Source organism: Idiomarina sp. A28L, from assembly GCF_000218785.1.
In the GTDB taxonomy this organism is placed as follows: Bacteria; Pseudomonadota; Gammaproteobacteria; order Enterobacterales; family Alteromonadaceae; genus Aliidiomarina.
In genome coordinates this window covers 111,962-126,932 of sequence record NZ_AFPO01000011.1, presented here as the reverse complement: position 1 = coordinate 126,932, position 14,971 = coordinate 111,962, and the positions used below count along the sequence as shown (strand labels likewise).

At 45.4% G+C, this 14,971-nt stretch carries 15 protein-coding genes; all 15 read right to left on the bottom strand.

Translation table 11 applies throughout. The features are described 5' to 3' along the window. Positions 1-3: 3 nt before the first annotated feature. Positions 4-495, bottom strand: coding sequence for a 2-C-methyl-D-erythritol 2,4-cyclodiphosphate synthase (gene ispF / locus A28LD_RS03690; protein WP_007419723.1), 492 nt, complete (start codon positions 493-495; stop codon positions 4-6). 13 nt (positions 496-508) lie between these two features. Next, positions 509-1,240: a 2-C-methyl-D-erythritol 4-phosphate cytidylyltransferase gene (gene ispD, locus A28LD_RS03685; RefSeq protein ID WP_007419722.1), complete on the bottom strand. Its 732-nt coding sequence runs from the start codon at positions 1,238-1,240 to the stop codon at positions 509-511. Then, positions 1,237-1,530, bottom strand: coding sequence for a cell division protein FtsB (gene ftsB / locus A28LD_RS03680; RefSeq protein WP_007419721.1), 294 nt, complete (start codon positions 1,528-1,530; stop codon positions 1,237-1,239). The genes ispD and ftsB overlap by 4 nt, the downstream gene beginning before the upstream one ends. 114 nt (positions 1,531-1,644) lie before the next feature. Beyond that, positions 1,645-2,337, bottom strand: a complete 693-nt coding sequence (locus A28LD_RS03675; protein WP_007419720.1) for a hypothetical protein — start codon at positions 2,335-2,337, stop codon at positions 1,645-1,647. A 12-nt stretch (positions 2,338-2,349) separates the two neighbouring features. Continuing rightward, positions 2,350-3,642 (bottom strand): phosphopyruvate hydratase, encoded by a 1,293-nt coding sequence (eno, locus tag A28LD_RS03670; protein WP_007419719.1) that lies wholly within the window; start codon positions 3,640-3,642, stop codon positions 2,350-2,352. Between the two features lie 9 nt (positions 3,643-3,651). After that, on the bottom strand, positions 3,652-5,304 hold the full coding sequence (locus A28LD_RS03665; protein ID WP_007419718.1) for a CTP synthase: 1,653 nt from the start codon (positions 5,302-5,304) through the stop codon (positions 3,652-3,654). A 149-nt stretch (positions 5,305-5,453) separates the two neighbouring features. Next, positions 5,454-6,275 (bottom strand): nucleoside triphosphate pyrophosphohydrolase, encoded by an 822-nt coding sequence (gene mazG, locus A28LD_RS03660; RefSeq protein ID WP_007419717.1) that lies wholly within the window; start codon positions 6,273-6,275, stop codon positions 5,454-5,456. A gap of 43 nt (positions 6,276-6,318) precedes the next feature. After that, a complete protein-coding gene (gene relA, locus A28LD_RS03655) occupies positions 6,319-8,553 on the bottom strand; it encodes a GTP diphosphokinase (RefSeq protein WP_007419716.1) in 2,235 nt (744 codons plus the stop codon). Between the two features lie 67 nt (positions 8,554-8,620). After that, positions 8,621-9,001, bottom strand: coding sequence for a holo-ACP synthase (gene acpS / locus A28LD_RS03650; protein ID WP_007419715.1), 381 nt, complete (start codon positions 8,999-9,001; stop codon positions 8,621-8,623). Further along, on the bottom strand, positions 9,001-9,729 hold the full coding sequence (gene pdxJ, locus A28LD_RS03645; RefSeq protein ID WP_007419714.1) for a pyridoxine 5'-phosphate synthase: 729 nt from the start codon (positions 9,727-9,729) through the stop codon (positions 9,001-9,003). Before pdxJ ends, acpS begins: the two co-directional genes overlap by 1 nt. Positions 9,730-9,771: 42 nt before the next feature. Further along, the gene (gene recO, locus A28LD_RS03640; RefSeq protein ID WP_007419713.1) at positions 9,772-10,509 is read right to left on the bottom strand and encodes a DNA repair protein RecO; all 738 of its coding nucleotides are present in this window, start codon (positions 10,507-10,509) and stop codon (positions 9,772-9,774) included. Then, positions 10,509-11,450 (bottom strand): GTPase Era, encoded by a 942-nt coding sequence (gene era / locus A28LD_RS03635; protein WP_007419712.1) that lies wholly within the window; start codon positions 11,448-11,450, stop codon positions 10,509-10,511. The genes recO and era overlap by 1 nt, the downstream gene beginning before the upstream one ends. Then, positions 11,447-12,154 carry a ribonuclease III gene (gene rnc / locus A28LD_RS03630; protein ID WP_007419711.1) on the bottom strand — a complete coding sequence of 236 codons (708 nt, stop codon included), beginning with the start codon at positions 12,152-12,154 and terminating at the stop codon, positions 11,447-11,449. Before rnc ends, era begins: the two co-directional genes overlap by 4 nt. Then, a complete protein-coding gene (gene lepB, locus A28LD_RS03625; protein ID WP_007419710.1) occupies positions 12,151-13,044 on the bottom strand; it encodes a signal peptidase I in 894 nt (297 codons plus the stop codon). Before lepB ends, rnc begins: the two co-directional genes overlap by 4 nt. A 32-nt stretch (positions 13,045-13,076) precedes the next feature. Beyond that, positions 13,077-14,894, bottom strand: a complete 1,818-nt coding sequence (gene lepA / locus A28LD_RS03620) for a translation elongation factor 4 (protein WP_007419709.1) — start codon at positions 14,892-14,894, stop codon at positions 13,077-13,079. Positions 14,895-14,971 lie beyond the last annotated feature (77 nt).

Here is a 14,971-nt window from a genome sequence, read left to right as displayed (position 1 = left end):
TCCTTACTGCTTATTCAATTCATTAATAGGAACTAACAATACCACCGCCATACTTGCTATTCCTTCACTACGGCCAGTAAAACCAAGCCCTTCAGTAGTTGTGGCTTTAATATTTACGTTTGCTTGTTGCACACCTAGAATTTCAGCAACACGTGTGCGCATTGCTTCTCGATGTGGGTTTATCTTTGGCTTCTGGCAAATAACAGTTATATCTAAATTACCCAATTGGTAACCTTCTTTATCTACTGCGGCCCAAATCTTTTTTAGTAACAGGGCACTATCAGCACCAGCAAATTCTTCGTCGGTATCAGGAAACCAAACCCCAATATCGCCCTGGCCTATCGCCCCGAGTAACGCATCACACACGGCGTGCAACACCACATCACCATCAGAATGCGCAATTAGGCCCTGATCACACGCAATAGGAACCCCAGCAAGAACAACCGGGCCCTCACCACCAAATTTATGTACATCAAAACCTTGCCCTATTCGCACCGTGGCTACCCCTTTAAATCTTCTGTACAGTTTTTGCTAGATAGAATTCAATTAATGCTAAATCTTCAGGCTCAGTTACTTTCATCACCATTTGGCTTCCCCTCACTAAAATGGGTTGCACGCCCTGAGCTTCCATAGCTGAAGCCTCATCTGTAATACTCACGCCTTGTTGCGTTGCTAATGTAAGCGCTCGCTGAAGATCGCCCAATCGAAATACTTGCGGCGTTTGCGCTAGCCAAATATTTTCTCGATCGAGCGTTTTCGATATTACCGATAGTGGCGCAGTAGTGCTATTTACATCATCCGTATTAGGTTGCTCCACATACTTAACAGTATCACGCACAGGCAACGCCAGCAGAGCGCCCTGTTCTGGGTGCTCTTGCGCTACATCTAATAGCTGGCTAAATAAAGTTGGCGGTAAGCATGGCCGAGCGGCATCATGAACCGCAACCAAGCAGGTTTTGGGAAATGTTTCTAAAGCCACCGATAACGCGCTTAAAACTGATTCCGAGCGAGTACTGCCACCCGTAACCCGTTCTATTTTCTCAGCATGGGCATAACGGCTATCTTCGAACCATAAATCATCGCTTTGGAGGGCAATATAGATTTTGCTTATTCGCGCTTCTGCAAGCAGTGCACAAATCGTGTGGTCGAGTAATGTGGAGCCTAAGCATTGAAGATACTGCTTAGGAAGGGCGGCTCCCATCCGCTGGCCAATTCCCGCGGCCGGGATTACTGCGATCATGCATCTGGTTCCTGTTCTTCAACACTGATTAAGCGAAAGAAGGTTTCTTCTGGGCGAACTAATCCAAGCTCATTACGAGCACGCTCTTCTACTGCTTCCATGGCATTGCGTAAATCATCAATATCGGCAGCGATAAGCTGATTTCGTTGGTTCAAGGTTTCATTGGTTAGTTCTTGGCGCGCAACATCTCGTTGCAGCTCTCGGTAATCTTTCATACCGTAATCACCGAACCAAATTCGGTATTGTAAAGCTAACACTAACCCAATAATAATAACTGTTAGTAAGCGCATGGCACCCTCAGGTAATGAGCAATTATACTTCTGGTACTAAATCGCCTGAATAGAAGTATGATTACAACACACCAAAACATTCTATAACTTTAATCTACCACCGACACGAAGTGGTTAAAAGGGCAACTTGCCAACCGAAGTAAACTTAGGCCAAACAACCGTTGCGCTGAGCAATTTCGTACGCAAACTAAGCGAATAAGGCTGAATACGCCCTTTTGCGTTCCACTGGTGTCCACAACAAGCGGCACTCATGGTTGCCCTATCAGGTATCAACAAGCGTAGTTGCGAATCTTCTTTACTTACACCTTCGAAATCAAACCAACCCCACTGATTCAGGTGCAATTTGCGGTTCTCTAAATCCACCTCATCAATAGAATCGAGAGAGATACGAACAACATCAGAAGATTCTACATAGACAGGAAGCGGCAGCGCAAGCTTTGCATTTACCTTTAACCAATCAGCAAGCTTTTGATTTTTAGCGTCTGCGGTGGTTGTATGCGCAAGGGATAATTTTGGAGGTTGCGGTTTTTGTTTTATTAACCAGTGGCCGCTGTGAACATCAAGCTGAAGAATCTGATTCGGATTAGCGGCACTCACTAAAAGCGCGTGTGCCGCCCTTTGCACATAATAACTCATGCTTCCTAAACGGCGGCGTAATAAACGGATATCTCCACCCTGTGGGTGATTTCGGTCCAATTCACTAAGCTGCAATAGCTCTGACGCATAAAGTGCGTTGCATAACTCAGCGAACTGGCTATCAAATCCAACCGGATTAAATATTTCCGATTGCCCCGTTTTATTTACCATACCGATATAGGCCTAATGTGCTGCTTTAATTTCCGCACGGCCGTTGTATGCTGCATTACCCAGTTGCTCTTCAATCCGCAATAACTGGTTATACTTCGCAACACGGTCGGAGCGGCATAAGCTACCGGTTTTAATCTGACCAGCAGCTGTACCTACGGCTAAGTCTGCAATAGTAGCATCTTCTGTTTCACCCGAACGATGCGAAATAACCGCAGTAAAACCAGCATTTTGCGCCATACGGATAGCCGCTAATGTTTCGGTTAAGCTGCCAATTTGATTAAATTTAATCAAAATTGAATTGCCGATACCTTCATCGATTCCGCGCTTTAAGATTCGCGTGTTGGTAACGAATAGGTCGTCACCCACCAATTGCACTTTATCACCAATTTTATCGGTTAATATTTTCCAGCCTTCCCAATCGCTCTCATCTAAACCATCTTCGATAGAAACAATCGGATACCGCGCACTCAAATCTGCCAAGTAATCAGCAAACTCTGATGAAGTAAAGCTCTTGCCCTCACCGCTCAAATGATATTTGCCGTTCTTATAGAATTCCGAAGCGGCGCAATCAAGTGCTAAAGTAACGTCAGTTCCCAACGTATAGCCTGCGTTCGCTACAGCCTCAGAAATAACCGCCAAAGCTTCCTCATTTGAAGCCAAATTAGGAGCAAACCCACCTTCATCGCCCACCGCAGTGCTTAAACCACGAGCTTTCAGAACCGCTTTCAACGCATGAAAAATTTCAGCACCTACACGCAAACCTTCGGCAAAGCTCTTCGCACCAACCGGCTGAACCATGAATTCTTGGATATCTACGTTATTATCTGCGTGTTCGCCGCCGTTTAAGATATTCATCATCGGTAGCGGCATGCTGTATTTTCCACTGGTACCATTCAAATCAGCAATATGTTCAAACAAGGCCACGCCTTTGCTAATAGCCGCAGCTTTCGCTACTGCCAATGAAACTGCTAAAATTGAATTGGCACCAAGTTTTTCTTTATTCTCAGTGCCATCTAGTTTCAGCATGGCTTGATCTATTGCTTGTTGATCAAGCGCATTCATGCCCTGCAAAGTTTTGGCTATTTCGCCATTTACATGGCCAACCGCCGTTAATACACCCTTGCCAAGGTAACGGCTGTTATCACCATCACGCAGCTCTAATGCTTCACGGCTGCCCGTTGAAGCGCCACTCGGTGCCGCAGCTCTACCCATGCTGCCATCTTCTAAATAAACATCGGCTTCAATTGTTGGATTGCCGCGAGAATCCATAATTTCGCGGCCAATAATTTTTACAATCGTGCTCATAACTAATCCTTAAACCTTAATTTTTTTATCGCGATGGCTTTGCTGGTATTCCTGCGCTGCCGCTACAAAGCTTTCAAAAAGAGGATGGCCATCACGAGGTGTAGAAGTGAATTCCGGATGGAATTGCGCCGCTACAAACCAAGGATGATCTGGTATTTCAATTACTTCTACCAAGCGCTTATCGGCTGATAAGCCACTAAAGCGCAAACCTGCTTTTTCTAATTGATCGCGATAATTATTATTCACTTCATACCGATGGCGATGGCGTTCTTCAATAGTTTCGTGGCCATAGATTTCTCGTGCTTTGGTATTTTCCAGCAAATGACACTGCTGCGCACCGAGGCGCATCGTACCGCCCAAATCTGAGCCAGAATCACGAATCTCTTGCTGGCCGCTTTCATCCATCCACTCAGTAATCAAACCAACCACTGGATACGGGCCATGCTCATCAAACTCAGTACTATTCGCACCCGCCAAACCAGCAACATTTCGCGCATACTCAATCAGAGCAACTTGCATACCTAAACAGATACCTAAATAAGGAATCTTATTTTCGCGAGCGTATTGGGCCGCGATAATCTTGCCCTCAATGCCACGGCCGCCAAAACCACCCGGCACTAATATCGCATCAACACCCTCAAGCTTCACCACACCGCGTGTTTCCACATCTTGCGAATCGATGTAACGAATATTCACCGTTAGGCGATTATGCAAACCTGCATGCGCAAGCGCTTCGTTTACTGATTTGTAAGCATCGGGTAACTCAACATACTTACCCACAAAGCCAATGGTTACTTCGCCACCGGGGTTAGATTCCAAATATAAAACCTTTTCCCACTCAGCTAAATCAGCCTCTGGTGCTTCAATCGCAAAACGCTCGAGCACAAACTCATCAAGGCCTTGAGATTTCAAAATAGCGGGGATTTTATAAATGCTAGGCACATCTTTTAGAGAAATAACCGCACGCTCAGGCACATTAGTGAATAGCGCAATTTTTGCCCGCTCGTTTGCCGGCACAATACGGTCTGAACGGCAGATTAAAATATCGGGCTGAATACCCAATGAACGCAGTTCTTTAACCGAATGCTGTGTTGGCTTAGTTTTAACCTCGCCTGCGGCACCTAAAAACGGTACTAAGGTAAGGTGGATGAATAACGTGCGCTGACGGCCAATTTCTGCCGAAAGTTGGCGTATAGCTTCTAAGAATGGTTGCGATTCAATATCACCCACGGTGCCACCAATCTCGATCAGGGCAATATCATAGCCCTCGGCACCTTCAATAATACGGCGCTTGATCTCATTGGTAATATGCGGAATAACTTGGATAGTAGCACCCAAGAAATCGCCACGGCGTTCTTTACGAATAACATCTTCGTATACGCGGCCAGTGGTAAAGTTGTTTTTCTTGGTCATGCGAGTACGAATAAAGCGTTCGTAGTGGCCAAGATCGAGGTCAGTTTCAGCGCCATCGCAAGTAACAAATACTTCGCCATGTTGGATGGGGCTCATCGTTCCTGGATCCACGTTTATGTATGGATCCAGCTTCATGATAGTTACTTTGAGTCCGCGTGCTTCCAGTATAGAAGCTAACGAAGCCGCCGCAATACCTTTCCCCAGCGAAGAAACTACGCCGCCGGTTACAAAAATATATTTAGTCGCCATGCAAAACCTGCTGCATTAGGGTAAATGGATCAAGGAAAAGGATGTAAAGACGGGAAAATAGTATACTCTAGCATTGCCTCGGCAACAACGAATTAAGCGTATTTTACCTAATTCATCTGTTAATTTAATCACAGCATATCAAAATGTTGCTATTTTACGGGTGCTCGGAGAATTTTCTTAGCTTCTTGCCACAAGGCTTCTAAGCGTTCTAAACCTGCCGTATCAAGCGCTAACTCTTGCTCGCTTGCAAGCTTTTCAACCTCGCGGAAACGGCGCATAAATTTTGCATTTGCCTGCCGTAACGCTGTTTCCGGGTTAACTTTGCAGTGCCTTGCCAAATTCACCGTTGCGAACAATAAATCGCCGATCTCTTCCTGAACCTTTTCTTGCTCTCGCGGTGTTGCTGCAAGTTCTTCCGCCACTTCTTGCGTTTCTTCCGCTATTTTTGCCAATACTTGCTCCGGCTCATCCCAATCAAAGCCAACCGCCGAGCAGCGTTTTTGAATTTTCATTGCTTGTAGAATCGCTGGAAGATTAGTGGGAATATCAGCGAAAACACTGCTATCAACTGCTTTGTTATCTCGTTCTTGCTTCTTTATTTGTTCCCACTGTCGCTTTACATCTTCTGCATCGGTTACCGCGCCATCAGCAAATACATGCGGATGGCGGCGCACAAGCTTATCCGCAATCGCTTCAGCTATGCCATCAAAATCGAAATCACCCTGTTCTTTCGCTAATTGAGCGTAGAAAACTACTTGGAACATTAAATCGCCAAGCTCATCACGGATATCATCCTTGTTTCCTTCGGTGATAGCCGCCGCCACTTCATACGCTTCTTCAATGGTGTAAGGAATCAAAGATTCCATTGTTTGTTTTAGATCCCAAGGGCAACCGCCATCAGGGTTCCGCAATGCGGCCATAATATCGAGTAACCGATTTACCTGCGGCAAATCTGTGCCGTTATTATTCATTCACTATAACCTTAATTTCGTTGTTTTTATTTTAAGCTCAATGCTATTTTCGAGTGGCTCGCCGCACATGGCTTACTTGCTGAATTCGGCTTAATAAACGCTGAATTTCGTTGTTATGCTGCACCATAATTTCTAGTTCAATAACAACTTGCTGGCGGTCATGATCATGGCGCGCAGCCACGTTATTCACGTTTACTTTCTCATGGCTCAAAATACTCGTGATATCGTGCAATAAACCTGAACGATCTTCGGCCGTAATCAAAATACGGGTTGCATAGCGCTGTTGCTGTTCTCGCTCCCAAGCCACATCAATAGTTCGCTCCGGATGCTTTTCTAATAACTGTTGCAATTGTTCACATTCTTGGTGGTGCACCGATACCCCGCGGCCCTGAGTAACATAGCCCATAATCGGATCACCTGGTAACGGTTGGCAACAGCGAGCAAAATTCATCAGTAGATTACCAATCCCGCCTACTTTTACACCCTCATGCTGCTTGCCATTCTTGCCACCACGGCGTTTGCTAGTGAGTTTCTCGAGCTCTGCCACTTCATCTTCTTGGGGCCCGCGAATAAAGTTCACAATTTGATTTAGGCGAACATCACCTGCACCGATCGCCGCTAATAGATCATCCAAATGATTCATATTAAAGCGCTCAATAGCCGGCCCAGTATCGTTTAGCGTAAGTTTATATTTCGCTAACTCGGTTTCCAGCAACTCACGGCCAGCTATTAAATTTTCTTCTCGATCTAACTTTTTAAAATAGGCATGCACCTTTCCGCGAGCGCGGGCAGATTTAAGATAACCTAGAGCTGGGTTCAACCAATCGCGTTTGGGGTTTTCTTCTTTTTGCGTGAGCACTTCCACCCGTTCACCGTTTTGTAATACATAGGTGAACGGCACAATACGGCCATCGGCCTTGACACCGATACAACGGTGGCCTATCTGAGAATGAATATAGTAGGCGAAATCAAGCGGAGTAGAACCATAGGGCAAATCAATAACATCGCCTTTCGGGGTGAATACATAAACTCGATCTTCAAAAACTTGGCTACGTATCTCTTGCACCAACTCATCGTTTTCCGCCATGTCTTCATGCCAAGCCAATAACTTGCGCAGCCACGATATTTTATCTTCGTAACCCTGCGAACGCCCACTACTTGGGCCTTCTTTGTATACCCAGTGCGCCGCAACACCAAGCTCAGCATCATCGTGCATTTGTTCCGAACGAATCTGAATTTCTACGTTTTTTTGCTCAGGGCCAATTACTACAGTATGTATTGATTGATAGCCATTAGCTTTTGGGGTAGCCACATAATCATCAAATTCACTAGCCAAATGGCGCCAACGGCTGTGCACAATACCTAAAGCTGCATAACAATCTTTCAGGTTTTTGGTAACAATTCGAACGGCACGAATATCGAACAGCTCATCAAACTGCAGATTTTTTTTCTGCATTTTTTTCCAGATACTAAAAATATGCTTAGGCCTGCCATCTACCTGAGCATCAACATGCTGCTCAGCTAGATCATCGCGCAAGCCTTGCACAAACGCTTCAATGTAGGTTTCCCGTTGGCGCCGTTTTTCGTGTAGCTGGCGAGCAATCGACATGTAAATATCAGGGTTTAAATAACGAAAAGAAAGATCTTCCAATTCCCACTTTATTTGCCCAACACCTAAACGATTCGCTAACGGCCCATAAATTTCACTACACTCTTTAGCCGCCAAAACTCTACTTTCTTCATCGGCATTTTTAACTTCACGCAAGAAACAGATGCGTTCGGCAAGCTTTATTAAAACCGCCCGCACATCCTCTACCATCGCGAGTAACATACGCCGCACCGCATCAACTTGCGCTTCACCCGGTTTACCGTGGCGAAAATGTTGCAAATCACTGATGCTATTCATTTGTTGCACTGTTTCAACAAGCGCAGCTGTACTTTTATTTAAGCGCTCAGATATCCATTCTTGATTGATTAGGTTAGCTTCGTAAAAAGGCACACAAAGCGCGGCTTGCAAGCTTTGTTGGTCAAGTTTCAAACTCGATAAGATCTCAACCATTTCTTGGCCTTTAAGCACAAGATCTTTGCCGGTTGAAATTGAGTTGGGAGATTCAGTAGCTGATTTATTTTTACTTACTGGCGGCTGGTTAGCTTGGTGCTCAAGCGCAATTGCGAGTTCTTGCAGGCTGCTTTGCTCGGCTTTATGGTGCACGTGGTTCAGCCAGCTATCATTGCTAGTTTGGTGTTCTTCTGCGTGAACATTCCGAACCTTAACCATACTTACTCCTCAGTTTACCGCGGCACTGCCATATCCAGGCACCATATCAATTTCTACGCCTCAGTTATTAGCGGCACTCGAGAACAACCATTGCTTGCGCATAATGCGCCTCATCGCTAAGCGAAAGATGATGATGGCTTATTAACAGCTCTTTAGCTAATGTATCGGCTACCTGCATAAATACAAGTAAAGGTTGCCCTAGAGAGGTGTGCCCTATTTCAATATGTTGCCAACTCATACCGTTTTGTAACCCCGTACCGAGCGCTTTTAAGGCAGCCTCTTTGGCAGCAAAGCGTTTTGCTAAATAGCGTTCCGGCTCGCTCGCTGCGATAAATTCTTTGTGCTCAGTAGGGGTTAATAAACGTTTTGCTAAGCCTGGCTGGCGTTGTAAAGCCCTACGAATACGCTCAATCTCAACAATATCTGTGCCAATACCAACAATAGCCATCAGCCACGAGCTCGCTCAATGATTTGTTTCATTTCTGCAACTGCATTATGCAACCCACTAAACACGGCGCGACCAATAATCGCATGGCCAATATTTAACTCATAAATTTCCGGAATCGCGGCAATCGCTTGAGTATTATGGTAGTGCAGGCCATGCCCGGCGTTAACCACCAAACCCAATTTATCAGCAAAGGTTGCCGCCTGCTGCAACTGTTGCAACGCTTGATTCTGAGCATGGCCTTGAGTTTCCGCATAATGCCCCGTGTGTAATTCAATGTAAGGTGCATTCACTTCCCTAGCTGCCTCAATTTGCCGTTCATCTGCATCAATAAAAAGCGATACTAGAATTCCTGCATCATTTAACTTAGCTACTACATCGCGGCTTCGTTCAATTTGCCCGGCAACATCTAAGCCACCTTCGGTGGTGAGCTCTTCTCGTTTTTCCGGAACCAAACACACGTAGGCGGGCTTTGTAGCGATTGCGATAGCCACCATTTCATCGGTCATCGCCATTTCTAAGTTCATGCGCGTTTGAATTGTTTCCGCCAACAGCCGAACATCACGGTCAGTAATATGTCGACGATCTTCGCGCAAATGCACAGTAATACCATCGGCTCCCGCCTGTTCTGCAATAGCTGCCGCTTGTACAGGCTCTGGATACGCTACACCGCGCGCATTGCGCAGTGTTGCTATGTGATCAATATTCACCCCAAGTAAGGCCGCTGCCATGGTTTCTCCTAAATTCATTTTTTAGATTTAGCTAATAATACATTATTTGTTTTGCACCGCGGCGAGTAATAACTCCCGGCTTCGCAATGGTTTGCTGCCCAATAATGGGGCATAAGCATTACGCATAAGTTGCTTAAATTGTTTTAAAACTTGTGGATTTTCCAGCTGAAACTGCCCGAGAACGGTGATTTCTTCGCCACTTAGAAGCCATTGCTGCGATGATGCTGTAACAACGTCCTCAGCAACATGCAGCGATTCATTGTCGCTATTAGCAGGAATAAAACCATTCCCCGCAACAAATCGATAAAGCCCATGGGGCTCAATAACGCTGCCGTTATCGGCATCATGCGTAAAAGAGAAATCGAGATCAAGGTGGCTGAGTAATCGATATTCAAATTGGCGTAATACCGGTTCAATAACTTGAGTTTCTGATAAAAGTGTAAGGCTTTTTACATAATCTGAAAACAAACCTGGTAAATCGGTAAGTTCAGGAAGCAAACGCTGCAGAAGCTCGTTCAAGTAAAGGCCGCTGTATAAATGAACATGGCGCAAAGGGAAGTTTTGTATGCTCTCGGCTCGGGATAAGGTTTTCACCTCGCCACGGCCTTTGAGATCAATATCAATGAGGGTAAAAGGTTCGAGGGTTGCGCGTAATGATGAACGGCGGCTACGCGCATACTTTGAAATAGCCCGAACTCGGCCTGAATCCTCAGTAAATAAATCGAGTAACAGGCCATGTTCTTGCCAGGGCCAACGGTGTAAAACCACGGCCCGAGCCATTATTCTTCTCCGTAACCTAAGCTACGCAGAGCCCGTTCATCATCAGCCCAACCTGATTTCACTTTCACCCACAATTGCAGGTTTACACGCGCATCCAGCATGTGCTCGATATCTCTACGTGCTTCGGCACCGATGGTTTTCAGTTTACTACCTTTATTGCCGATTACCATTCGCTTTTGCCCTTCTCGTTCCACAAGAATAAGCGCGTGAATATGCACCATGCCATTATCGGCTGTTTCATATTTCTCTATTTCTACGGTAGTTGAATAAGGTAGCTCTTCACCGGTGAAACGCATTAGCTTTTCACGTACCGTTTCCGCCGCCATAAAACGTACCGAACGATCAGTAACATGGTCAGCTGGATAGAAATGCACGCCCTCACGTAAATAGGGGCGCACGAGTTCTTTAATTTTTGGCATGTGTTCTGGTGAAAGTGCAGAAATTGGAATAATTTCTTTAAATTCAAAATTCGCCGATATTTTCTGGATATGTGGCAATAACGAACCTTTATCTTTTACCTGATCAATTTTATTAATAATCAACATAGCTGGGCGATTAGCGCGCATAATTTTACCCAGAACCATTTCATCATCTTCGGTCCAGTGTGTGCCTTCAACAATAAACAGCACCAAATCAACATCGCCAATTGAAGAGCTCGCGGCTCGGTTCATTAAACGGTTAATCGCACGCTTTTCATCTTTATGTAAGCCAGGCGTATCAACATAAATAGTTTGACACGGGCCTTCGGTATCAATCCCTAAAATTCGATGACGTGTGGTTTGCGCTTTTTTCGAGGTAATACTCACTTTCTGCCCAAGTAATTGGTTCAGAAGCGTTGATTTACCCACATTCGGGCGCCCTACTATGGCAACAAAGCCATTAAAGGTTGGGCCCGCAGTTGTTTCGCCAGCTTCAGCCGCGAAAAAATCATCTAAATTCATCTTAATTCCTTGCCTTCCGGCAGTTCCGCCAAAAGCTCAATCACTTTTGCAGCAGCGTTTTGCTCTGCTTTTCGTCGGCTGGTACCAGCAGCAACTACTGGTTCAGCAAGTGGTTCAACTGTACATGTAACGGTAAAACGTTGATTGTGTGCTTGCCCTTCGGTTGCGCTCACTTCGTAATCTGGCACTGCAAACTGGCGGCTCTGTAAGTATTCTTGCAAGCGTGTTTTGGAATCTTTCTGGCTGTTGCCCGGGCGAATCTCTGCCAACAAAGGCTGATACCAAGTGCGCACGATTTCTTGTACTTTTTCGATATTACTATCCAAAAAGATAGCACCAATTATCGCTTCCACTGCATCCGACAAGATAGAATCGCGGCGAAAACCACCACTTTTTAATTCCCCAGGCCCTAAATTTAAAAATTTTCCAAGCTCGAACTCTCGCGCTACTTTAGCTAGCATATCGCCGCATACTAGAGTTGCACGCATCCGGCTTAAATCGCCTTCCGGTGATTTAGGGAAGCGATGGTAAAGCGCCTCAGCAATAACCACGCTTAAAATGGAATCGCCCAAAAACTCAAGCCGCTCATAATGCCCCTCGCCCGCACTTCTGTGGGTTAGAGCCTGATACAACAACGCATGATTATTAAAGTTATAGCCTAGCCGCCGTTCAATTTCACGGAGCTGGATAGGTGTTAAACTCACTCAATTCTCCCTAAACGATCAAACCGAACTTTAGTTGGTACCCAACTTGGCAACCAACTATTCGGATCCCTTTCAAACTCTAAACTTAACCAAACCAACACTGCACGGCCTACCAGTAAATCTTCATCTACATAGCCCCAATAACGGCTATCAATGGAGTTATCGCGGTTATCACCGATAAAGAAATATTGCCCTTCTGGCACATTCCAAACAAACGAATCGCTATGAATATTTACCCGCGGGTTTACCAACACATCGTAAGTTTTATCAGTGGATGTTTCCGTGTAACGGCGCACCGGAACTTGCTGTTGATAAAATTCACCCTCTGTTTGAAACTCTTGCTGCAAAACAATCGGTTCAACGCCATCACAATTTGGCAAGCATTGTGGCTGCACATAAAAGGTTTTATCTGTATACGTAACTCGATCACCGGGCATACCAATTACCCGCTTAATGTAATCGAGATCAGGTTCAACCGGATATTTAAACACGGCAATATCGCCGCGCTTCGGCCGCCCAGTGTATAAAAATTCTTTGCGCGTTATCGGCTCACGTAACCCATAACGAAATTTCTCAACCAAAATAAAATCGCCTACCAATAAGGTAGGCATCATCGATCCGGATGGAATACGAAAGGGTTCATACAAGAATGAACGTAAAATTAAAATCACAAACAAAACCGGAAACGCAGCCTGTGCAAAATCAGCTAACCCAGATTGTGGCGCTAGTTGTTCCGCTTGCTCAGGCTTGAGCTTTACCCCTGATTGCGCCTCAGCAGCACGAATTTTCTCCATGCGCTTAGGCTTCCAAACCCAGTGGTCAATTGCCCAAATAATGCCGGTAAACAAGCTTCCAAATACCAACAACAAGGAAAAGTAATATGTGGTCATGCTGAACGTTCCTGTTTAAAGTTCCTAAATCGTTACTTACCAGTTTTCAAAACTGCAAGGAACGCTTCCTGAGGCACTTCCACGTTGCCCAGTTGCTTCATTCGTTTCTTACCTTCTTTCTGCTTCTGCAACAGCTTTTTCTTCCGGCTGACATCGCCACCATAACATTTAGCAGTTACGTTTTTACGTAATTGTTTCACCGTGCTCCGAGCAATAACATGGTTACCAATGGTAGCTTGTATGGCGATATCAAACATTTGTCGAGGAATCAGTTCCCGCATTTTATCAACCACATCACGGCCGCGATATTGCGCTTGGCTGCGGTGCAGAATCATTGCTAACGCATCAACACGCTCGGCATTAATTAAAATATCTACCCGCACCATATCCGATTCATCAAAACGCTTAAATTGATAATCAAGAGAAGCATAACCGCGGCTCGTTGATTTCAAGCGATCGAAGAAATCCATCACTACTTCAGCCATCGGCAATTCATAAGTAAGCGCTACTTGCTTACCATGATAAACCATGTTGGTTTGCATACCGCGGCGCTCTACACAGAGCGTTATTACATTACCAACGTGCTCTTGTGGCACCAAAATATTCGCTTCAACGATAGGCTCGTAAATAGCCGCAATCTCATTTACCGGAGGTAAATAGGCTGGGTTATCCACCATTTTTATCTCACCTTTGGTTGTTTCTACTTTATAAACAACCGTGGGAGCCGTAGTAATTAGATCAATATCATATTCACGTTCTAGCCGTTCTTGAATGATTTCCATGTGCAACATGCCCAAGAAACCACAACGGAAACCAAAACCTAGCGCGCCAGAGTTTTCCGGCTCGAAGAATAACGAAGCATCGTTCAAGCTCAGTTTATCGAGCGCATCCCGGAAATTTTCATAATCATCTGAGCTTATCGGGAACATGCCCGCATAAACTTGCGGTTGTACCTTCTTAAAACCTGGCAGCATTTTATCGGCTGGCCGTTTAGCGTGAGTTAACGTATCGCCCACCGGCGCACCGTGGATCTCTTTGATACCCGCAATAACATAGCCCACTTCACCAGACCGAAGAATACCGGTTTCTGTTTGCTTCGGCGTAAAAATACCTACCTTATCGACAATATGATCTTGCCCGGTAGACATTACCTTCATTTTTTCGCCAGCGCGTAACACACCTTTCTTGATACGCACCAGAGAAACAACGCCCTGATAATTATCAAACCAAGAATCGATAATCAGCGCTTGCAGCGGCGCTTCATCATCAGCTTCAAGCTCTGGCGAAGGCACTTGCTTAACAATGCGCTCAAGTACTTCATCAATACCAATCCCTGTTTTCGCCGAGCAACGCACCGCATCGCTTGCTTGAATACCTACGATATCTTCAATTTCTTGCGCAACTCGCTCAGGCTCTGCCGATGGTAAATCGATTTTGTTTAGAATCGGAACCACTTCCAAATCCATATCAATTGCGGTGTAGCAGTTCGCAAGTGTTTGCGCTTCCACACCCTGAGCGGCATCAACAACCAACAAAGCCCCTTCACAACCGGCAAGGCTGCGCGAAACCTCATACGAGAAATCAACGTGGCCAGGCGTATCGATAAAATTTAACTGGTAGCGTTCGCCATCGTTTGCATCATAGTAAAGCGTTACGCTTTGCGCTTTGATGGTAATACCACGTTCACGCTCGATATCCATTGAATCGAGCACCTGCTCCGACATTTCTCGCTGGGCTAAGCCACCGCAGGTTTGAATCAAGCGATCTGATAACGTTGATTTGCCATGATCGATGTGCGCGATTACAGAGAAATTACGAATGTTCTTTTTTGCTATGCCAACTTGGCTCATGTACACCTCATATCCGGTCAGTCAGCAAAAGGCTGTGACTCCTCACCGTATTTATGAAGCGAATTTTACTTACTTTG